Origin of the sequence: Pseudomonas fluorescens (assembly GCF_902498065.1) — a bacterium.
GTDB classification, from domain to species: Bacteria; Pseudomonadota; Gammaproteobacteria; order Pseudomonadales; family Pseudomonadaceae; genus Aquipseudomonas; species Aquipseudomonas fluorescens_BJ.
Map to the genome: position 1 here is coordinate 430360 of NZ_CABVIR010000002.1, position 19879 is coordinate 450238.

A 19879-nucleotide genomic window follows, 5' to 3' on the forward strand; every position below is an offset into this window, starting at 1 on the left:
CATGTGTGAGTTATTGGGCATGAGCGCCAATGTGCCGACCGATATCGTGTTCAGCTTCACCGGGCTGATGCAACGCGGCGGCCGCACCGGCCCGCATCGTGACGGTTGGGGCATCGCCTTTTATGAGGGGCGTGGCCTGCGGCTGTTCCAGGACCCGGCGGCCAGCTGCGAGTCCGAAGTCGCCAACCTGGTGCAGCGCTATCCGATCAAGAGTGAAGTGGTGATCGGGCATATCCGCCAGGCCAACGTCGGCAAGGTCTGCCTGTCCAACACCCATCCGTTCGTGCGCGAACTGTGGGGCCGCAACTGGTGTTTCGCCCACAACGGCCAACTTGCGGACTTTCAACCGACCCAGAGCTTTTACCGCCCGGTCGGCGATACCGACAGCGAAGCGGCCTTTTGCGATTTGCTCAATCGCGTGCGCGCGGCGTTTCCGGAACCGGTCGAGATCGAAGCGTTGCTGCCGGATCTGGTGGCTGCCTGCGCCGAATACCGCAGCAAAGGGGTGTTCAACTGCCTGCTCAGCGACGGCGACTGGCTGTTCTGTTACTGCTCGACCAAACTGGCGCAAATCACCCGTCGCGCACCGTTCGGCCCGGCGCGCTTGAAGGATGTCGACGTGATTGTCGATTTCCAGGCCGAAACCACGCCCAACGACGTGGTCACGGTGATCGCCACCGAGCCCTTGACCGAAAACGAAACCTGGACCCGCTACGAACCGGGCCAATGGAGCCTCTGGCGACGCGGTGAATGCGTCCGCCAGGGCAAGACCGAATAAGGATTCTTTCCCATGTTGCTCAGTTATCTACGGCTGGTGTTGTTCGCGGCGGGCCTGTTGATTGGTGTCCAGGTGCCGGGGTTCATCAACGACTACGCCAAGCGGGTCGAAGCCCACCTGATCGAGGCGCAGACCGGCCTCAGCGGTTTTCAGGGCACCGCCAATCAATTTTTCAAGGGGGATATGCAGGCGCTGGTCGCTCATTACCGCGCCAGCGAAGACCCGATCTTTCGCAGCGATGCCGACAGCCTGAGCAATCTGCTCACCCGTCAGTTGGCCCTCGATAAACAGTTCCAGGCCATGCAAGGCCCGTGGTACATCCGATTCCTGCAGGTTGTACTGGCCGCCGATCCGGATATCCGCAAGGAAACCTGGAACGGTTACAGCTACCAGATCCTGCTGACGCCGGAAGCGATGATCTGGGGCATGAGCGGCGCATTGCTGCTGTCGTTCGGGATTGAATGCCTGTTCCGGCTGATCGACTGGGTGGTGCTGGGCGGCAAACGCCTGCGCCAGAGCCGGCCGATTGAAGAGCGGGATTTGCGCGGGTTGTAAGAGAGGCCATGCGAACCCTGTGGCGAGGGAGCTTGCTCCCGCTCGGCTGCGAAGCAGCCGCCAAGCTTTTTGGGCGCCGTGCGACCCAGCGGGAGCAAGCTCCCTCGCCACAAGTTCGGTGTTCTATTTGGAAAGAAACCGCATCCCTTCCTCCAACCCCCGCAACGTCAGCGGGTACATCTGATCATCAATCAAATCCCGCACGATATTGGTCGACGATGTATAGCTCCACGTATCTTTCGGATACGGGTTGATCCAGATGAGCTTCTTGTACTTTTCCTTGAACCGCTGCATCCACACGTAACCGGCTTCTTCGTTCCAGTGCTCGACGCTGCCACCGGCCTGGGTGATCTCATAAGGCGCCATCGCCGCGTCACCAATGAAGATCACTTTGTAGTCGGCGCCGTACTTGTGCAACAGGTCCTGGGTCGACGTGCGCTCGGAGGTGCGGCGCATGTTGTTCTTCCACACCGACTCATAAATGAAGTTGTGGAAGTAGAAGTACTCCAGGTGTTTGAACTCGGTCTTGCAGGCCGAGAACAACTCCTCGCAGATCTTCACGTGGGCATCCATCGAGCCGCCGATGTCGAACAGTAGCAACAACTTGACGGTGTTGCGTCGCTCCGGTCGCATCTGGATGTTCAGCAGGCCGGCATCTTTGGCGGTGTGGTCGATGGTGCCATCGATGTCGAGTTCTTCCGCAGCACCCTGACGGGCGAATTTGCGTAGCCGACGCAAGGCGACCTTGATGTTGCGCGTGCCCAGCTCCACCGAATCGTCGAGGTTCTTGTACTCGCGCTGATCCCAGACCTTGACCGCTTTGCCCTGGCGCTTGCCGGCATCGCCGACCCGAATGCCTTCCGGGTTGAAGCCGCCGGAGCCGAACGGGCTGGTGCCGCCGGTGCCGATCCACTTGTTGCCGCCGGCGTGGCGTTCTTTCTGTTCTTCAAGGCGTTTCTTGAATTCTTCGATCAGCTTGTCCAGGCCGCCAAGGGACTGGATCTGCGCCCGCTCTTCATCGCTGAGGGAGCGCTCGAATTCCTTGCGCAACCAGTCTTCAGGGATCAAGGCCTGAAGGTGGTCATCGAGTTTTTCCAGGCCATTGAAGTAAGCACCGAAGGCCCGGTCGAACTTGTCGAAATGCTTTTCGTCCTTCACCAGAATCGTCCGGGACAAGTAGTAGAACTCGTCCATGTCGGCGAAGGTCACGCGCTGTTTCAGCGCGTTGATCAAGTCCAGCAGCTCGCGCACCGAGACCGGCACCTTGGCTGCACGCATTTCATTGAACAGGTTGAGCAACATGGCATCAGCCTCTTAGCGGGTGCCGCGACGGCTCATGAACGCCAGACGCTCAAGCAGTTGCACGTCCTGTTCGTTCTTCACCAAGGCCCCGGCCAGTGGCGGAATGGCCTTGGTCGGATCGCGCTCGCGCAGCACCGCCTCGCCGATGTTGTCGGCCATCAGCAGCTTTAGCCAGTCCACCAGTTCGGAGGTCGATGGCTTTTTCTTCAGGCCCGGTACCTTGCGCACGTCGAAGAACACGTCCAGCGCTTCGCTGACCAGATCCTTCTTGATGTCCGGGTAGTGCACATCGACGATCCGTTGCATCGTGACGCGATCCGGGAAGGCGATGTAGTGGAAGAAACAACGGCGCAGGAAGGCGTCCGGCAGTTCTTTTTCGTTGTTGGAAGTAATGATGATGATCGGGCGCTTCTTGGCCTTGATGGTCTCGTCGATCTCGTAAACGTAGAACTCCATCTTGTCGAGTTCTTGCAGCAGGTCGTTGGGGAACTCGATGTCGGCCTTGTCGATTTCGTCGATCAGCAGGATCACCCGCTCATCGGATTCAAACGCTTCCCAGAGCTTGCCCTTTTTCAGGTAATTGCGAACGTCGTGGACCTTATCCGTGCCCAGCTGCGAATCGCGCAGGCGGCTGACCGCGTCGTACTCGTACAGGCCTTGATGCGCCTTGGTCGTGGACTTGATGTGCCAGGTGATCAGCCTGGCGCCGAAGGATTCCGCCAGTTGCTCGGCCAGCATGGTCTTGCCGGTGCCCGGCTCGCCCTTGACCAGCAGCGGGCGCTCCAGGGTGATAGCGGCGTTGACCGCCAGCTTCAGGTCATCGGTGGCGACGTAGGCCTGGGTGCCTTCGAACTTCATCTGCTAATCCTCGAACGGTAAACGCCGACCTGACGGGGCAGGGCGGGGCGCAATAGTTGTAGTGCCCGACTATAACGCGCTGCCCGGTCGACTGTGAACGCAGACGGCTTATTCAGTCTCTGAATGGGGCGTCACATCTTGACTCGGTTTCGGCGGCTGGCCAATATTGAGCTATCGCCATTTTGGCGATAGCTTGCGGGGCATGTCTACTAAATATCGATTTCGCGATACGTACCGTATTCAGTTACGCGAGAAGGATCACCCGCCGCCCCATGTCCACCTGGCCGGTGGCGGACTGGATGTGATGCTCTGCCTTGAGACCGTTGAAGTGATGGCCGGCAAGGCGCCGCCGCTGATTATCAAGGAAGCGCTGAATTGGGTCAGGGCCCATCAGGTGCAATTACTGGAGGACTGGAAACGATGTTATCCATGAAACGACCACGGTTGTCCGCCGTGCAGGCGTTGCCGGATTACCGATTGGCCCTGACATTTATCGACGGTCAGCAACTCACGCTTGATTTGAGCCATGACCTGCGTACCTATCCGGGACTGCAACCGTTGCTGGAGGCGCGAGCTTTCTATGGTGCAACCCTGGGCGATGACGGCTGGAGCGTCGAGTGGCCTGAGCAGGATATCCAGATCGGTGCAGATACCGTTTATCTGGATGCGCTCGCACAAAACGCAGTGGATGAAAACACCCGGATCTTCATCGACTGGCGTGCGCGTACCGGATTGCCGCTCAAGCAGGCGGCCGAGGCTTTGGGGGTGAGCGCTCGAAGTATCACGCGCTACAGCAGTGGTCGTGAAGCTGTGCCGCGATCACTGGCCTTGGCCTGCCTGGGTTGGGATTTTCTGCAACAGCAATCCAATTCGGCACGGGCGGCTGAAGAAACCGGTCGCTATTCCGTTACGCGCAAACCTTAACCGGCCTCCGGCTTCGGCCGCTCATACCGGGCATTGAAGGCCTGGACAAAACCATTACGCAAAATCTGCAAAAACGCCTGAAACGCGCTGATATCTTGCCGATGAACGTTGCCGCTCAGTTCCACACGCGTCGCAAACTGGTTTTTGCCCTGGTTTTTCAGCACGGTTTCCGAGCCGCCGACTATGGCCTCCCAAATGGACCGGAACAGCCCTTTGTCCTTGTTTTCTACGTCCTGCTGCCAGTTGAAAACGTCAACATCCTTCAGCAGCGGTTTGATGTAGCCGGTCAATTGGGCCTTTTTCGCTTGTGCTTCAATCACCACATCACCGTGCCCGGCATTGAAATCGAACTTGCCATAGGCGGAGGCGAAGTCGTTCATGCGTTTGAGTTCGATGTCCCTGGCGCGCAGGCGGAACTGGAAATCTTCGAAATTGCTCAGCGGATCGAAGGTCGCGGTGGTTTCCAATGGGGCGTGCCCCAGCAGCAGCGCTTTGCCCTCGAAGCGTGCGTCGCGCTTGCCTTCCTTGTCGACGACGTTGGTCAGGTTGTAAATGCTGGCGTTGACCTGGGTCGCGTTCATGTTCACGGGAGGCTTGGAGTTGAAATTTCTGAAGCTGATCTTGCCATCGAAGATACGTACTTCGTCCAGGGTGATCGGTGCCAGTTTGCTCAATTGCGCGCGCCAGTCGGTGCCCTGGCCGGTCTGCGAGTTTTGCTTGTTGGCGCCGCCGTCGACGAAATTCACCTCAGGGTTGAAGAACTGCACCTTGGCCACGACAGCATGGTCGTACCAGAGCGAATGCCAACTGACAGCAAGATCGATCAGCGGCGCATTGACGAAAGGCACCGGGACCTTGCCGTCGACCTTGACGATTTTCAGCCCGTTGACTTTGTAGGCGCCGCGCCACAGGGCCAGGTCCACGTCGGTGATCTGGCCACGGTAGTCGCCCATGTCGGCGAGCTTGTCGTTCAAGTAGTCCCGCACCAGATAGGGCAGGGCAATATGCACGGCCATCAGCAGTACAACGAGACCGACGAGGATCCACAGGGGCCAGCTGTATCGACGTTTCATGATGGTAAATCTCCGGCGATGTAAAGCCATTGACTGCGGCGGTCCCCGGACGTTCGACCTGACTGGACGGCTACGGGCAACAGGCATACCGTGGAGAGCTCATTCAACGCTGCATAAGGACCCAGCCATGAGCCGTATTTTCGCTGACAACGCTCATTCCATCGGTAATACGCCGCTGGTGCAGATCAACCGCATTGCGCCGCGCGGTGTAACCATCCTGGCCAAGATCGAGGGGCGCAACCCGGGTTACTCGGTGAAGTGCCGGATTGGCGCGAACATGATCTGGGACGCCGAAAGCACCGGCAAACTCAAGCCTGGCATGACCATCGTCGAACCCACCTCCGGCAATACCGGCATTGGCCTGGCGTTTGTCGCCGCCGCACGGGGCTACAAGTTGATGCTGACCATGCCGGCGTCCATGAGTATCGAGCGGCGCAAAGTGCTGAAGGCGCTGGGCGCTGAACTGGTGCTGACCGAGCCGGCCAAGGGCATGAAAGGCGCGATTGAAAAGGCCGCTGAAATAGTTGCCAGCGACCCGTCCCTCTACTTCATGCCGGCGCAATTCGAAAACCCGGCCAACCCGGCCATTCACGAAAAAACCACCGGTCCGGAAATCTGGAATGACACCGACGGTGCTGTCGATGTGCTGGTGGCCGGCGTCGGAACAGGCGGAACCATTACCGGCGTTTCGCGGTATATCAAGAATACCCAGGGCAAACCGATTCTTTCGGTGGCGGTGGAGCCCGTGGTATCGCCGGTGATCACACAAGCGCTGGCCGGTGACGAGATCAAACCGAGCCCTCACAAGATCCAGGGTATCGGCGCCGGGTTTGTGCCGAAAAACCTCGATCTGTCGATGGTGGACCGGGTGGAGCTGGTCACCGATGACGAATCGAAGGCGATGGCGTTGCGCTTGATGCAGGAGGAAGGGATTTTGTGCGGCATCTCTTGTGGGGCTGCCATGGCCGTGGCCGTTCGCCTGGCCGAAACACCGGAGATGCAAGGCAAGACGATCGTGGTGATTCTGCCGGACTCCGGTGAGCGCTACCTGTCGAGCATGCTGTTCAGTGATCTGTTTACCGAGCAGGAGAATCAGCAGTAATCGATCAAACCTGTGATGTTCCGATGGTGATCCCGATTGGGGGGGGCTGATCCAGGTCAGCCCCCATTCAGGTGCCCTATGTTAAGAAGTACGTTGTTGCATATCCCTTAACAGTGAATGTTGAGAAAAGCGGGTTTTTCCCTAGGCCGGTAGTGTTTATCATGGCCGGCTGCCACGTCGGGTAAATGGCGTCGTGCAGAGTTGCTAATTCTCAAGGAGTTGTAGATGACCTTTTCCTTTGCCGCGAAGGCGTCGCTGTTGCTGCTGTTCCTCGGCAGCACTCTTTATGTGCACTTGCGCGGCAAGGCGCGTTTGCCGGTCCTGCGTCAGTTCGTCAACCATTCCGCTCTGTTCGCACCGTACAACGCCTTGATGTACCTGTTCTCCAGCGTGCCGTCCAAACCCTATCTGGATCGCAGCAAGTTCCCGGAACTTGATGTGCTCAAGGACAATTGGGAAGTCATCCGCGACGAAGCCATGCACCTGTTCGATGAGGGCTACATTCGCGCTGCCGAAAAGAACAACGATGCCGGTTTTGGCTCATTCTTCAAGAAAGGCTGGAAGCGTTTCTACCTCAAGTGGTACGACAAACCCCTGCCATCGGCCGAGGCGCTGTGCCCTAAAACCGTGGCCCTGGTCAGCAGCATCCCCAACGTCAAAGGCGCCATGTTCGCCTTGCTGCCGGGTGGCAGTCATCTCAACCCGCACCGTGATCCGTTTGCCGGTTCCCTGCGCTATCACCTGGGGTTGTCGACGCCGAATTCCGATGACTGCCGCATCTTCGTCGACGGTCAGGTTTACGCCTGGCGCGATGGCGAAGACGTGATGTTCGACGAAACCTATGTGCACTGGGTCAAGAACGAAACCGAGAAGACTCGGGTCATTCTGTTCTGCGACATTGAGCGTCCATTGAGCAACCGCGTCATGACCCGCCTCAACCGCTGGATCAGCGGCCTGCTCGGTCGCGCCACGGCGCCGCAGAACCTTGATGACGAACGTGTCGGCGGGATTAACCGGGCCTATGCCTGGAGCAAGAACTCCAGCGACAAGGTCAGTGGCGTGGTTAAACAGTGGAAACGTCGCAATCCCAAAGCCTACCGAGTGCTGCGGCCGGTGCTGGCGGTGGTGGTGTTGACGTTGTTGGGGTATTGGTTGTTTGGGTGATTCGTTTTTCAGATGAAAAAACCGCTCTTTCAGGGCGGTTTTTTTTGCCCGTAAACATCCGGAGTGCCCGGCTGGCACGTCAGGGGTTTCGCGTTGAATGGCTGTCGCGGCTGTCGTTGTCCAAGTCATTGCAATTTATGTCGCCCGCTGGTTATAGTCGGCGCTCGGTGAATTCCAACTCACCGTCCACCTCACCAAAAAAGATCAGCTCATGCCAGCTTCCCTCATCAACGCGGTAGTCGATTCAGCGGTCCTCGCTGGCGTCGTGCCGTGCGGGAATCAGCAGCCTGCGCAGATCAGTCATTACCCCCCACCTGTCCGTAGCACGCCGGTGTACGCAGTCGTATCACCGCCGGGCGTTGGCGTTTCGGGCTGATCAGCTTCTGTTTGCTGTGACCCGTGCCTGCCTGAAAAAACTACTGGATTTCAGCTTCGGCTGAGTTGGCTTTTTGCCTGACTACAGGTGGTCTTCATGTTTGTCCTTTCGAAAAAAACCGCGCTCGCGGCGGCGTCCACGAGCCTGTTCGTTCTGCTGTGGAGCAGCGGGGCGATCTTCTCCAAATGGGGGCTGGCCCACGCGTCACCCTTTGCTTTTCTGCTGATTCGCTTTGCCATCGCTCTGTGTGGGTTGGTGCTGCTGGTGCCCTTGCTCAAGCTGAAACTGCCCAAGGGCGGCAAGCCGATGCTGTATGCGATGGCCACAGGCGTGGTGTTGCTGGGGGCTTATCAGATTTTCTATCTGCTGGCCCTGGACTTGAAGGTCACGCCAGGTGTGATGGCCACGATCATGGGCGTGCAGCCCATCCTGACGGTGGTGATCATGGAGCGGCAGCGCTCGGCCAGCCGGATGTTTGGTCTGACGTTGGGTTTGGCCGGCTTGATCATGGTGGTCTATCAGGGCATCGGTCTGGCCGGTATGTCGCTGGCGGGGATGCTCTTCGGTTTGCTGGCGCTGGCGAGCATGACGTTCGGTTCGATCATGCAGAAGCGCATCACTGAAAACCCTCTTGGTACATTGCCTGTGCAGTACCTCGCGGGGTTGTTGCTGTGCGGGATCTTCGTGCCGTTCCAGCCATTTCACTTCGAGCAAAGCAGCGGTTTTATCGTGCCGGTGTTGTGGATGGGGCTGGTGGTGTCGGTGCTGGCGACGTTGTTGCTGTATCGGCTGATCGCACGGGGCAATTTGGTGAACGTCACCAGTCTGTTTTACCTGGTGCCGGCGGTGACAGCGGTGATGGACTATCTGTTTTTCGGCAACAAATTGGCGGTGTTGAGCATGCTTGGGATGGTGCTGATTATTGTCGGTCTGGGGTTTGTGTTTCGTAAGACAGCGTAGAAACGGGACGGGGGCATATCCGTCGTTTTGGTAACGGCGGCTATTGCCTTCGCCCTTACGGCGAGTCACTTGGAGAAACGGAACGTAATCAACCCATACGGCGGCAACCGCGCTTCCAACTTGATCGGCAACACCGCCAGCTAATCACGCCCGGCGTGATGCCGAGCAAGTCCTCGGCCTCGTGCAGCATCTTGGTCGCGGTCGGTTGGATCATGCCGATATGATCGGCGGCGTGGCGTCATGAGCCGAATTCTGCAACGCCGGCATCAACCGCAATTGGCGCAGACGCAGTCGACTGTGGATCACGTTGGCATCAGAAATTCGGGTCATGGCCGTGCTCGCGAAAAAGACGGCGGCAAGCCTGACAACAAATGTCAGGCGTTGCCAGCATTGCTGTGTCTAACCTTCTTCACCACCGAAGTCTTCAACACCAACCACAACGCCGCCGCAATCAACACCCCGCCATAAACGTGCGCCATCGACAGCGGCTCATCCAGCAACAACGCTCCCCACAACACGCCAAACGGCGGAATCAGGAACGTCGTTGTCATCGATTTCAAAGGCCCGATCGAGCTGAGCAAGCGGAAGTAAACGATGTACGCAAATGCCGTGCAGCCCAGCCCCAACCCCAGCAACGACAGCCACACATTCCAGCCACCCCAGCTCGCCGGTGGCTGGCTGATCACGCTGTAGCCGAACAGCGGCAGCAGGAACAAGGTCGCCCCGAGCATGCTGCCCAGTGCCGAAAGACGACTGTCGAGCCCCCCGGCCTGATCGAGCCAGCGGCGGGCGAGGAACCCGGCGAAGCCATAACAGGTGGTGGCGAGCAGGCAGGCGAGGGCGCCCATCAGCAATTGCAGGTCGAACGCCACCGGGCCGGCACGGGTCAGGATGCCAACGCCGAACAACCCGAGGAACACCCCGCCCAGCTTGGCGGCAGTGAGTCGTTCACTGAAGAAAAGGCCCCCGATCAACACGCCCATCAATGGCGTGGTGGCGTTGAAGATGGCCGAGTAACCGGCGGGCAGCACCTGGGCCGCCACGGAATAGAGGGTCGCGGGAATCCCGGAGTTGATCACCCCGAGCAGCATCACGGTTTTCAGTTTGCCCTTGAAATCCCAGCTGATGCGCATCAACCCGAGAATCACCAGCAACCCCACCGCCGCAATCGACACGCGGAAAAACGCCGTGGGAATCGAGCCGATCACCGGGGCAATGATGCGCATGAACAGGAAACTCGCGCCCCAGATGGCTGCCAGCGACAGTAACCGAACGATATCGACAGGGCTCACGACGCTCTCCTTCCTTGATGGGGACGAGAGTGTTGCCGAGAGCTCTGGTGTTCGCAACCGCTAACTGGGCATCGAAATCACAAGGTCGATATTTCGGGCATTTTTGGTCAGCGTCCGTTTGGAAAGCTGATTATGTTTCGCGAAATCTCACTCTCGTCTGGTAGCGATCGTAACTTAAAGATTGAAAGGTTCAGTCTCACCCTTGCATTGCTTTAGCCGAGCAATAACCTCAGGGGCAGTTTTAGCTATGTCGATCCTACCTGCTTGATCGAGATAGACGTCTATCGTCATGCCCCATTTGGGCGTGATATCGATGCACCTCTGAAAACCTTTGTCAGTCCACCAATCGAACCTCATAAAAAAATTTTCATCAGGGAATATGTAGCCGAACTCAACCGCTGAACCGCCATGCTTAATATCACCTCTATGGATTCTGTTCTTAGTGTTCCAAACGTATTGGAATTCTTCCTTACCATTTGGTGAAAAATTGACCGCTACGACCGGAGAGGCTAGATACAAAAATGCCGGTGGAAGGATAACGAGAATAAGTAGTATCCAGCGCCCGTATCGGACTTCAGGTTTGTTTACATGCATGTATTTTGACTCCCTTTCCCCTCGCGTCGGGTGTTACTGCTAACACTTCGTCCATGATTATTTTGGCGGTCACGCCTCCATCAGGATGTTGGCGATACAGCTTCACGCCAATGCTGATTGATATTCGGTCGGGAACATCATCCCAGGCCCTTAGACCATCCATATCTGCTGACCGATTTGGGCCGGGCAGTTCCCATTGTTCCTTAGGTTTTTTTGCTACCTCTAAAACCTTCCTTTTAGCATCTGAAATTATTTGCTCAGCCCCGGCACCATCCAATAAAGCGCTTTCGGAAAGGCCACCGGCCATGCCCACATATCCATAATGAATGTTCGACCAAATATCGTAGTAGTACGCGTACTTACCGTGCTTGTGCCAAACGTTTCCGTCGTACATCGCTAGAAGTTTTGGCTTGTGATCCCATTCTTGATCCTGGCCAACTTTTCGCGTCCATATCGCTGCCGCTGCAACTTTCTTAGCTTTTGCAATGTCGGCGAAGTCAGGTGATCCGTTCATACGAGCAGGCCATGGTAGCTGCGCAAAATCTTTCGCCGCCGAGTTGTGATCGTAATCAATCAGCTGTCTCATCTCCAAAACAGCGGGATCATCTATATTGCGATTCATCTCCCCAGCAATGTAAGCCGCCAACTCTTCCATCATGTCCGGATGAGGGCAGGATTGTGCAATGCAGAAGGATATAGAACGGCGGGATTTCGGTGTTCGGAAACCAAATCACCATGTCTTGGTAATCCGGCGGAAAGACCGGCTTGCCGAGGATTTTTTTGGCAGTTTCCGTCGGCGGGTACACCCAAACCGGCGGCAACGGCTGCGTATCTTTCACCATCGGCATGGGCGCTGCGGTGGCGGGTGTCCAGGTCAACTTGACGCCTTGTCCTAATTCAACGACAAAGCGTTCTCCCACAGCGGTCGCCGCAATGACGGGCACGTTTTCCCAATCCTTGTTTTTGTCGGTGTAGAAGCCATAAGCGCGAACCGAGTCGTCCGCGAGTCGCTCGACATGGAGTCGCACGCGGGTCTTGGCGGTCGTGAGCGTTGTGTATTGATCGAGGGTATATAGCGCGCAGTCGGTTGAGGTCAGGTTTGACACGAGCACAAGGGCGAGAATATCCAGATTCGCCGGCTCGGCTGTCAAAGTCCCGCCAAGGCGTCCGGTCAGGGCCGTGGCGCTGCTGGAGCCACCGATCCATGCCAGCGCTGCGTTGGCCGAGCCGCTGCCGAGTACAGCGAAGGAGCCATATTGCGTCAGTAACTCCACGGGAATGAACCCGCTGGGGTCGCTGTGGTTGGTCACGCCTTCTGGCAACCCACAGGATTTGGCGAATACACAGCCTCGAATTTCCGGCTTGGCGAGTGCCGGTTGAGGTGTTGCATTACGTCGGGCTTCATCGCGAGCCTGAGCTTGTTCGTAGCGCAAACTGTCCGCTTCCTGGCGGCGTATTTCGTCCTGGGTCGGTCTACGGACGCGGCGGCATTGGGGGCAATCACACATGATAAAAGCGTCAATACTCTATTTAAAAAAGTACACGCTAGCGGCGAGTTCAATAGTCGGCTGTAGGGCTATTCCGAAAATACGTACTCCACTTTCCTGTTTTGTCTGGCCGCTGGAGCTCATCGCAAGTAAATTCCCCTTCTCCTTTACCCGCTTCACTGGCTAAGCTCAGGCCTTCCGAATTCCCGCAGAGGTCTCACCATGCCGCAGCAATGGCCAGCCGCCGACATCGCCCGAATGATCCTCGATGGCTTTGACGATTACCGCGAGCATTTCCGGCAGATCACCGACGGCGCCCGGGCGCGCTTCGAGCAGGCCAAGTGGCAGGAGGCGCAAGTCGCCTCGGCGGCGCGGATCAACCTCTACGAAGAGAAAGTCAGCGAAACGGTCGAGCGGCTGCGCATCGCATTCGACGCCGACACGCTGGATGTCAGTTGCTGGCCGCTGGTCAAAAGCGCCTACATCAGCCTGATCGACTTGCGTTTCGACGATGAGCTGTCCGAGACCTGGTACAACTCGATCTTCTGCGGGCTGTTCAGCCACGACCTGATCAGCGATGGCTGCATGTTCATCCACACCACCCGGCCAAGCCTGCGCCGGGCCCGTGCCGCGCAAACCCGCACCTACAAGCCCCAGGGCAAGCTGTCCGACATGCTGGCGAGCATTTTTGCCGACTACCGTTTCAGCGAGGATTACGCCGACCTGGCGGGCGATCTGCGCCGCCTCGAAGCGCAGCTGCGCGAGAACCTGCCGGATTGGGTGTGCAAGGACCCGGAACTTAGCGTCGAGCTGTTTTCCTCGGTGCTCTATCGCAACAAGGGCGCTTACCTGGTCGGGCGCATCTACACCACCGACGAGCAATGGCCGCTGGCGATTCCGCTGCTGCACCTTGAGGGCCGTGGGATTCAGATCGATGCGTTGATCACCGATGAAGCCGACGTGTCGATCATTTTCTCGTTCACCCGTTCCTACTTCATGGTCGATGTGCCGGTACCGGCGGAGTTCATCGGTTTCCTGCGGCGGATCCTGCCCGGCAAACACATCGCCGAGCTGTACACCTCGATCGGTTTCTACAAGCACGGTAAATCCGAGTTTTACCGGGCGCTGATCAATCACCTGGCCAACACTGACGACCAGTTCATCATGGCCCCCGGCGTGCGCGGCATGGTCATGAGCGTGTTCACCCTGCCGGGGTTCAACACCGTGTTCAAAATCATCAAGGACCGTTTCTCACCGTCGAAAAACGTCGACCGCGCAACGGTGATCGAGAAGTACCGGCTGGTGAAAAGCGTCGACCGCGTCGGGCGCATGGCCGATACCCAGGAGTTCGCCGATTTCCGTTTCCCGCTCAGCAAGTTCGACCCGGCGTGCCTGGAAGAATTGCTGGAGGTAGCCGCGTCCACGGTGTCGGTGGAGGGCGACACCGTGTTGATCCGCCACTGCTGGACCGAGCGGCGGATGACGCCGTTGAACCTGTACCTGGAAAACGCCAACGACGATCAGGTGCGCGAGGCGCTGGAAGACTACGGGTTGGCGATCAAGCAACTGGCGGCGGCGAACATTTTCCCCGGCGACATGTTGCTGAAAAACTTCGGCGTCACCCGGCACGGTCGCGTGGTGTTTTATGACTACGACGAGATCTGCTTTCTGACCGAAGCCAACTTCCGCCACATCCCGCAACCGCGCACGCCGGAAGATGAGATGGCGTCCGAGCCGTGGTATTCGATCGGGCCGCTGGATGTGTTCCCCGAGGAGTTTCCGCCGTTCCTGTTCGCCGATGCCGGGCAGCGCAAGTTGTTCGATCAGTTGCATGGCGAGCTGTACAACGCCGATTACTGGAAAAGCCTGCAAGAGGCGATTCGTGGCGGCAAAGTGATCGACGTGTTCCCGTATCGGCGCAAGGGCCTGGATAACGAGTAGTTCTCTGCGTCCGCTGCGCGGCCGAATCGCGAGCAGGCTCGCTCCCACTTTTGAACGCGGTGCCGCCGACTCCGGGGGCGCCGCAGATCCCGTGTGGGAGCGGGCTTGCCCGCGATTCGGCCGCGCAGCGGACGCAAAATCTGCGACAATCGCCCCCCTGCGCCACTAGACGACTTATTGCGTACCTGATGACTGACGAATCGCCTTCACTCGACAAACTGCTGAAAAACCTCGATCACGCCATGCTCGCCGACCGCCACCGGCTGCGGCGGCAGTTGCTTGAGCTGCGCAAGAAGCCCGACGAGGCCAAGCTCGCCCAGTGGGTGACGCGTATGCAGGCGTCCTGTGATCAGGTGCTGGCGCGGCGTGCCAGCCTGCCGGTGATTCGTTACGACGACAGCCTGCCGATTGCCGCCAAGCGCGACGAAATCAAGGAAGCGTTGCTCAAGCATCAGGTGCTGATCATTGCTGGCGAAACCGGTTCGGGTAAAACCACCCAGTTGCCGAAGATCTGCCTGGAAATCGGTCGTGGTCAACATGGCCTGATCGGCCACACCCAACCGCGTCGAATTGCGGCGCGCAGCGTGGCGAGCCGGGTTGCTGAAGAACTGGCGACGCCCTTGGGCGCGCTGGTCGGCTATCAGGTGCGGTTCGAGGATCAGAGCGATTCCAACACCCTGATCAAACTGATGACCGACGGCATCCTGCTGGCGGAAACCCAGAACGACCGTTACCTCGAGCGCTACGACACGATCATCGTCGACGAAGCCCACGAACGCAGCCTCAACATTGACTTCCTGCTCGGTTACCTGAAAACCCTGCTGCCCCGTCGTCCGGACCTGAAAGTCATCATTACCTCGGCGACCATCGATCTGGAGCGCTTCTCCAAGCACTTCGACGATGCGCCGATTGTCGAAGTCTCTGGCCGCACCTTCCCGGTGGAAACCTGGTATCGACCGCTGACCCTGGAGCAGGACGAAGAGGGCAACCGCGTCGAGGATGACTTGACCGTGGATCAGGCGATCCTCGCCACCCTCGACGAAATTGCCGCGTTCGAACGCAGCGAGCGCAAGAGCCCCGGCGACGTGCTGGTGTTCCTGCCCGGCGAGCGCGAGATTCGCGACGCCGCCGACATGCTGCGCAAGGCCCAGCTCAAGCACACCGAAATCCTGCCGCTGTACGCACGGTTGTCGCCGGCCGAGCAGCAGCGGATTTTCCAGTCGCACCCGGGGCGCCGCGTGGTGCTGGCAACCAACGTCGCGGAAACTTCGTTGACCGTGCCGGGCATTCGTTATGTGATCGACAGCGGCACCGCGCGCATCAGCCGTTACAGCTATCGCGCCAAGGTCCAGCGCCTGCCCATCGAAGCCATTTCCCAGGCCAGCGCCAACCAGCGTAAAGGTCGATGCGGTCGGGTCGAGCCGGGTATTTGCATCCGCCTTTACGGCGAAGAAGATTTCATCGGGCGCCCGGAATTTACCGACCCGGAAATCCTGCGGACCAACCTCGCGGCGGTGATTTTGCAGATGCTGCACCTGCGCCTCGGCGAGATCACCGATTTCCCGTTTATCGAGCCACCCGATGGCAAAGCCATCAGCGACGGTTTCAACCTGCTGCAAGAGCTGTCGGCGGTGGATCGCAACAGCCAGCTGACCCCGCTGGGTCGCCAATTGGCGCGCCTGCCGGTGGACCCGCGCATGGGCCGCATGTTGCTGGAAGCGGCGAAACTCGGCAGCTTGCAGGAAGTGCTGATCGTTGCCAGCGCCATGTCGATTCAAGACCCGCGCGAGCGACCGCCGGAGCGTCAACAAGCGGCGGATCAGGCGCATGCGCAATGGAAGGACGTGGACTCGGACTTCGCCGGGCTGGTCAATCTGTGGCGTGGTTTTGAAGAGCAACGCCAGGCGCTGACGGCGAGCCCGCTGCGTAACTGGTGCCGCAAGAACTTCCTCAACTACCTGCGGTTGCGCGAGTGGCGCGACTCGCACCGTCAGTTGAGCCTGATCTGCCGCGACATGCAGTTGAGCCTCAACAAAGAACCGGCGGATTACCCCAAACTGCACAAAGCCGTGCTCTCGGGCCTGCTCAGTCAGATCGGGCAGAAAACCGATGAAGGCGATTACCTCGGCGCCCGCCAGCGGCGCTTCTGGATTCACCCGTCATCGGGCCTGGGCAAGAAGCGTCCGCAATGGCTGATGGCCGCCGAACTGGTGGAAACCACCAAGCTCTACGCGCGCATGGTCGCCAAGATCGACGCCGACTGGATCGAGCCGCTCGCCGGGCACCTGATCAAGAAAAACCACTTCGAACCCCATTGGGAGAAGAAGCGCGGGCAGGTCGTGGCGTTCGAGCAGATCACTTTGTTCGGGCTGATCGTGGTCGGGCGCCGACCAGTGCATTACGGGCCGATCGACCCGGTGGTGTCCCGTGAGTTGTTCATTCGTGAAGGCCTGGTGCGTGGCGAGATCCAATCCAAAGCCAAGTGCCTGACGGCCAACCAGCAGCTGCTGGAACAGCTCGACGAGCTGGAAGCCAAGGCCCGCCGTCGCGACATTCTGGCCGACGAAGAAACCCTGTTCGCCTTCTACGATGCGCGACTGCCGGCGGAGATTCACCAGACCGCGACCTTCGACAGCTGGTATCGGGTCAACAGCCAGAAAGACCCGCAACTGCTGATCATGCGCGAAGAAGACGTGCTGGCTCGCGAGGCCAGTGAAGTCACCGCGCTGCATTACCCGGACACCTTGCACATTGGTGATCTGGAACTGTCATTGAGTTACCACTTCGAACCGAACCATCCGCGTGACGGCGTGACGCTGAGGGTGCCGGCGCCGCTGTTGCCGATGCTGCCGGCGGAACGCCTGGAATGGCTGGTGCCCGGTGTGATCGAAGCCAAGTGCATTGCCTTGGTGCGCAACCTGCCCAAGGCGCTGCGCAAGAACTTCGTGCCGGTGCCGGACTTCGTCAAGGCGGCGTTGCAGCGCATGACCTTTGCCGAAGGCTCGTTGCCTCAAGCATTGGGTCGCGAGTTACTGCGCATGACCGGAGCGCGAGTCAGCGATGAAGCCTGGGCGGAAGCGGCGCAGCAGGTCGACAATCACCTGAGGATGAACCTGGAAATCGTCGATGGTCAGGGCAAGTTCCTTGGCGAAGGACGGGATCTGGCGGAACTCACCGCGCGATTCGCTGAAGCCAGTCAGGCCGCATTGGCCGTTCCGCAAACGGCGAAAAGTCAGCAACCGGTGGAGGCGAAAGTCTTTGCGGCGGTGGCGGAAAAGACCCAACAGAAGATCGCCGGGTTGTCGATGACGGTGTATCCGGCGCTGGTGGAAGAAGCCGGCACGGTCAAGGAAGGGCGGTTCTCGACGCCGGCCGAAGCCGAGTTTCAGCATCGCCGTGCGTTGCAGCGTTTACTGATGCAGCAACTGGCGGAACCGGCGAAGTTCCTGCGTGGCAAGTTGCCGGGCCTGACCGAACTGGGTTTGATGTACCGCGACATGGGGCGCGTCGACAGCCTGGTGGAAGACATTCTGCTGGCCAGTCTCGACAGTTGCATCCTCGACGGCGAAGACCCGTTGCCGCGTGATGGCGCCGGGCTGGCGGCGTTGGCCGAGCGCAAACGCGGCGGCTGGACCGAGCATGCCGAGCGTCTGGCGAAGCTGACCCTGGAAATTCTCAAGCTCTGGCACGGCCTGCAAAAACGCTTCAAGGGCAAGATCGATCTGGCGCAGGCCGTGGCCCTGAATGACATCAAGCAGCAACTCAGTCATCTGGTGTATCCGGGTTTCGTCCGCGAAACGCCGATGCAGTGGCTCAAGGAACTGCCGCGCTATCTGAAAGCCATCGAGCAGCGCTTCGAGAAACTCGGTGCTCAGGTGCAGAAGGACCGGGTCTGGAGCGGTGAATTGTCTGGTCTCTGGACCCAATACCAGACCCGCGCCAATAAACACGCCCAAGAGGGCAAGCGCGATCCGCAGCTTGAGCTGTATCGCTGGTGGCTGGAGGAATACCGGGTTTCGCTGTTTGCCCAACAGCTGGGGACGAAGGTGCCGATCTCGGACAAACGCCTGAACAAGCAGTGGACCCAGGTCGAACCGTAGACTACGGGCTCCCACAGATTTATGTCGTGCCTGTGGAAGCTGCTTCATCCAGCAAAAAGGCGCCAAACCCCAACGTTTATGGCAAACTTCGCGCCTATAAACGCCGGCCCCGCGGTTTTGAGCCTCTTAAGGTTCGGGCGGAACGGAATAAAGCGATGCCAGGTTTGCTTCCTCTGACGGGAACGGACCCTTTGTGTGTTGGTACGACGGTGCCAACACTTTCTGCCTGAACAGATTAGAGAAACGACCATGCATAATGTCGTCATCAGCGGCACCGGCCTGTACACCCCGGCCAACAGCATTTCCAACGAAGAGCTGGTGCAGTCTTTCAACGCTTACGTCGCGCTGTTCAACGCCGACAACGCCGATGCCATCGCCCGTGGCGAAATCGAAGCGTTGACCGAGTCCAACGCCGCGTTTATCGAAAAAGCTTCCGGCATCAAAAGCCGCTTCGTCATGGACAAGGACGGCATTCTCGACCCGCAACGCATGGCGCCACGTCTGCCGGAGCGCTCGAACGACGAGTGGTCGGTGCTTTGCCAGATGGCCATCGGTGCGGCCGAACAAGCCTTGCAGCGTGCCGGCAAAACCGCGGCGGACATTGACGGCGTCATCGTCGCTTGCTCCAACCTGCAGCGCGCCTACCCGGCCATCGCCATCGAAGTCCAGGAAGCGCTGGGCATTCAGGGTTTCGGTTTCGACATGAACGTCGCCTGCTCCTCGGCGACCTTCGGCATTCAAGCGGCCGCCAACAGCGTGCAACTGGGTCAGGCCCGGGCAGTGCTAATGGTCAACCCGGAAGTCTGCACCGGTCACCTGAACTTCCGCGACCGCGACAGCCACTTCATCTTCGGCGACGCGGCCACGGCAGTGATCATCGAACGCGCCGACCTGGCAACGTCCAAGTACCAGTTCGACGTGGTCAGCACCAAATTGCTGACCAAGTTCTCCAACAACATCCGCAACAACTTCGGTTTCCTCAACCGCGCGGCGGAAGAGGGCATCGGCGCCAGGGACAAACTGTTCGTACAGGAAGGCCGCAAGGTGTTCAAGGAAGTCTGCCCGATGGTTGCCGAGCTGATCGGTGCGCACCTGGAAGAGAACCAGCTCAACGTGGGCGACGTGAAGCGCTTCTGGCTGCACCAGGCCAACCTCAGCATGAACCACTTGATCGTGAAGAAACTGCTGGGCCGCGAAGCCACCGAAGAAGAAGCCCCGGTGATTCTCGACACCTACGCCAACACCAGCTCTGCGGGCTCAGTGATTGCGTTCCACAAGAATCAGGACGATCTGGCGGCAGGTTCGCTGGCAGTGCTCAGCTCGTTCGGCGCCGGTTATTCGATTGGTAGCGTAATTCTGCGCAAGCGTTGAGA

General features: G+C 58.8%; 17 protein-coding genes and 1 pseudogene. 10 read left to right on the forward strand and 8 right to left on the reverse strand.

Translation table 11 applies throughout. The features are described from left to right. The first annotated feature begins 1 nt into the window (after position 1). The gene (locus F8N43_RS11280; RefSeq protein ID WP_150634635.1) at positions 2–778 is read left to right on the forward strand and encodes a class II glutamine amidotransferase; all 777 of its coding nucleotides are present in this window, start codon (positions 2–4) and stop codon (positions 776–778) included. Positions 779–790: 12 nt separating this feature from the next. Next, the gene (locus F8N43_RS11285; RefSeq protein WP_017337006.1) at positions 791–1333 is read left to right on the forward strand and encodes a DUF2937 family protein; all 543 of its coding nucleotides are present in this window, start codon (positions 791–793) and stop codon (positions 1331–1333) included. Positions 1334–1456: 123 nt separating this feature from the next. On the opposite strand, the gene F8N43_RS11290 is transcribed toward F8N43_RS11285, so the two are convergent. After that, on the reverse strand, positions 1457–2635 hold the full coding sequence (locus F8N43_RS11290) for a vWA domain-containing protein (protein WP_150634636.1): 1179 nt from the start codon (positions 2633–2635) through the stop codon (positions 1457–1459). Between the two features lie 12 nt (positions 2636–2647). Next, the gene (locus F8N43_RS11295) at positions 2648–3493 is read right to left on the reverse strand and encodes an AAA family ATPase (protein WP_150636379.1); all 846 of its coding nucleotides are present in this window, start codon (positions 3491–3493) and stop codon (positions 2648–2650) included. Between the two features lie 202 nt (positions 3494–3695). Between F8N43_RS11295 and F8N43_RS11300 the strand changes: the two genes are divergently transcribed. Both F8N43_RS11300 and F8N43_RS11305 read left to right on the forward strand, forming a co-directional pair. Then, the gene (locus F8N43_RS11300; RefSeq protein WP_191630126.1) at positions 3696–3926 is read left to right on the forward strand and encodes a DUF4160 domain-containing protein; all 231 of its coding nucleotides are present in this window, start codon (positions 3696–3698) and stop codon (positions 3924–3926) included. Beyond that, positions 3914–4417: a DUF2442 domain-containing protein gene (locus F8N43_RS11305; RefSeq protein WP_150653784.1), complete on the forward strand. Its 504-nt coding sequence runs from the start codon at positions 3914–3916 to the stop codon at positions 4415–4417. The genes F8N43_RS11300 and F8N43_RS11305 overlap by 13 nt, the downstream gene beginning before the upstream one ends. Here the strand turns inward: F8N43_RS11305 and F8N43_RS11310 are convergent. Beyond that, positions 4414–5490, reverse strand: coding sequence for a DUF748 domain-containing protein (locus F8N43_RS11310; RefSeq protein ID WP_150634640.1), 1077 nt, complete (start codon positions 5488–5490; stop codon positions 4414–4416). The genes F8N43_RS11305 and F8N43_RS11310 overlap by 4 nt on opposite strands. Before the next feature lie 127 nt (positions 5491–5617). Here F8N43_RS11310 and cysK point away from each other — a divergent pair, with 127 nt between their 5' ends. From cysK to F8N43_RS11325, 3 genes are all read left to right on the forward strand, one after another. Further along, a complete protein-coding gene (gene cysK, locus F8N43_RS11315) occupies positions 5618–6592 on the forward strand; it encodes a cysteine synthase A (protein ID WP_150634641.1) in 975 nt (324 codons plus the stop codon). 225 nt (positions 6593–6817) lie between these two features. Next, positions 6818–7756: an aspartyl/asparaginyl beta-hydroxylase domain-containing protein gene (locus F8N43_RS11320; protein WP_150634642.1), complete on the forward strand. Its 939-nt coding sequence runs from the start codon at positions 6818–6820 to the stop codon at positions 7754–7756. 472 nt (positions 7757–8228) lie between these two features. Continuing rightward, positions 8229–9092 (forward strand): DMT family transporter, encoded by an 864-nt coding sequence (locus F8N43_RS11325; RefSeq protein ID WP_150634643.1) that lies wholly within the window; start codon positions 8229–8231, stop codon positions 9090–9092. A 157-nt stretch (positions 9093–9249) separates the two neighbouring features. On the opposite strand, the pseudogene F8N43_RS11330 reads toward F8N43_RS11325, so the two are convergent. The 5 genes and pseudogenes from F8N43_RS11330 to F8N43_RS11350 form a co-directional block, all read right to left on the reverse strand. Then, positions 9250–9422 (reverse strand): annotated as a pseudogene (locus tag F8N43_RS11330) (LysR family transcriptional regulator); the annotation flags it as partial. 44 nt (positions 9423–9466) lie between these two features. Continuing rightward, complete coding sequence (locus tag F8N43_RS11335; protein ID WP_150634644.1) at positions 9467–10384, reverse strand: DMT family transporter; 918 nt, start codon at positions 10382–10384, stop codon at positions 9467–9469. A 174-nt stretch (positions 10385–10558) separates the two neighbouring features. Then, complete coding sequence (locus F8N43_RS11340; protein WP_150634645.1) at positions 10559–10978, reverse strand: hypothetical protein; 420 nt, start codon at positions 10976–10978, stop codon at positions 10559–10561. After that, positions 10959–11600: a polymorphic toxin type 44 domain-containing protein gene (locus tag F8N43_RS11345; RefSeq protein ID WP_412072593.1), complete on the reverse strand. Its 642-nt coding sequence runs from the start codon at positions 11598–11600 to the stop codon at positions 10959–10961. Before F8N43_RS11345 ends, F8N43_RS11340 begins: the two co-directional genes overlap by 20 nt. Next, on the reverse strand, positions 11581–12411 hold the full coding sequence (locus tag F8N43_RS11350; protein WP_191630127.1) for an S-type pyocin domain-containing protein: 831 nt from the start codon (positions 12409–12411) through the stop codon (positions 11581–11583). The genes F8N43_RS11345 and F8N43_RS11350 overlap by 20 nt, the downstream gene beginning before the upstream one ends. A gap of 276 nt (positions 12412–12687) precedes the next feature. Between F8N43_RS11350 and aceK the strand changes: the two genes are divergently transcribed. From aceK to F8N43_RS11365, 3 genes are all read left to right on the forward strand, one after another. Continuing rightward, positions 12688–14406, forward strand: a complete 1719-nt coding sequence (gene aceK, locus F8N43_RS11355; RefSeq protein ID WP_150653787.1) for a bifunctional isocitrate dehydrogenase kinase/phosphatase — start codon at positions 12688–12690, stop codon at positions 14404–14406. Positions 14407–14594: 188 nt separating this feature from the next. Beyond that, positions 14595–18506, forward strand: coding sequence for an ATP-dependent RNA helicase HrpA (gene hrpA, locus F8N43_RS11360; RefSeq protein ID WP_150636390.1), 3912 nt, complete (start codon positions 14595–14597; stop codon positions 18504–18506). A gap of 249 nt (positions 18507–18755) precedes the next feature. Beyond that, the gene (locus F8N43_RS11365) at positions 18756–19877 is read left to right on the forward strand and encodes a beta-ketoacyl-ACP synthase III (RefSeq protein WP_150634065.1); all 1122 of its coding nucleotides are present in this window, start codon (positions 18756–18758) and stop codon (positions 19875–19877) included. The last annotated feature ends 2 nt before the right edge of the window (positions 19878–19879 follow it).

Excerpts from the sequence above, each read along its gene's own strand:
- F8N43_RS11280 (WP_150634635.1), top strand. The coding sequence starts at position 2 with ATGTGTGAGTTATTGGGCATGAGCGCCAATGTGCCGACCGATATCGTG.
- F8N43_RS11285 (WP_017337006.1), top strand. The coding sequence starts at position 791 with ATGTTGCTCAGTTATCTACGGCTGGTGTTGTTCGCGGCGGGCCTGTTG.
- F8N43_RS11290 (WP_150634636.1), bottom strand. The coding sequence starts at position 2,635 with ATGTTGCTCAACCTGTTCAATGAAATGCGTGCAGCCAAGGTGCCGGTC.
- F8N43_RS11295 (WP_150636379.1), bottom strand. The coding sequence starts at position 3,493 with ATGAAGTTCGAAGGCACCCAGGCCTACGTCGCCACCGATGACCTGAAG.
- F8N43_RS11300 (WP_191630126.1), top strand. The coding sequence starts at position 3,696 with ATGTCTACTAAATATCGATTTCGCGATACGTACCGTATTCAGTTACGC.
- F8N43_RS11305 (WP_150653784.1), top strand. The coding sequence starts at position 3,914 with ATGTTATCCATGAAACGACCACGGTTGTCCGCCGTGCAGGCGTTGCCG.
- F8N43_RS11310 (WP_150634640.1), bottom strand. The coding sequence starts at position 5,490 with ATGAAACGTCGATACAGCTGGCCCCTGTGGATCCTCGTCGGTCTCGTT.
- cysK (WP_150634641.1), top strand. The coding sequence starts at position 5,618 with ATGAGCCGTATTTTCGCTGACAACGCTCATTCCATCGGTAATACGCCG.
- F8N43_RS11320 (WP_150634642.1), top strand. The coding sequence starts at position 6,818 with ATGACCTTTTCCTTTGCCGCGAAGGCGTCGCTGTTGCTGCTGTTCCTC.
- F8N43_RS11325 (WP_150634643.1), top strand. The coding sequence starts at position 8,229 with ATGTTTGTCCTTTCGAAAAAAACCGCGCTCGCGGCGGCGTCCACGAGC.
- F8N43_RS11340 (WP_150634645.1), bottom strand. The coding sequence starts at position 10,978 with ATGCATGTAAACAAACCTGAAGTCCGATACGGGCGCTGGATACTACTT.
- F8N43_RS11345 (WP_412072593.1), bottom strand. The coding sequence starts at position 11,600 with ATGAATCGCAATATAGATGATCCCGCTGTTTTGGAGATGAGACAGCTG.
- aceK (WP_150653787.1), top strand. The coding sequence starts at position 12,688 with ATGCCGCAGCAATGGCCAGCCGCCGACATCGCCCGAATGATCCTCGAT.
- hrpA (WP_150636390.1), top strand. The coding sequence starts at position 14,595 with ATGACTGACGAATCGCCTTCACTCGACAAACTGCTGAAAAACCTCGAT.
- F8N43_RS11365 (WP_150634065.1), top strand. The coding sequence starts at position 18,756 with ATGCATAATGTCGTCATCAGCGGCACCGGCCTGTACACCCCGGCCAAC.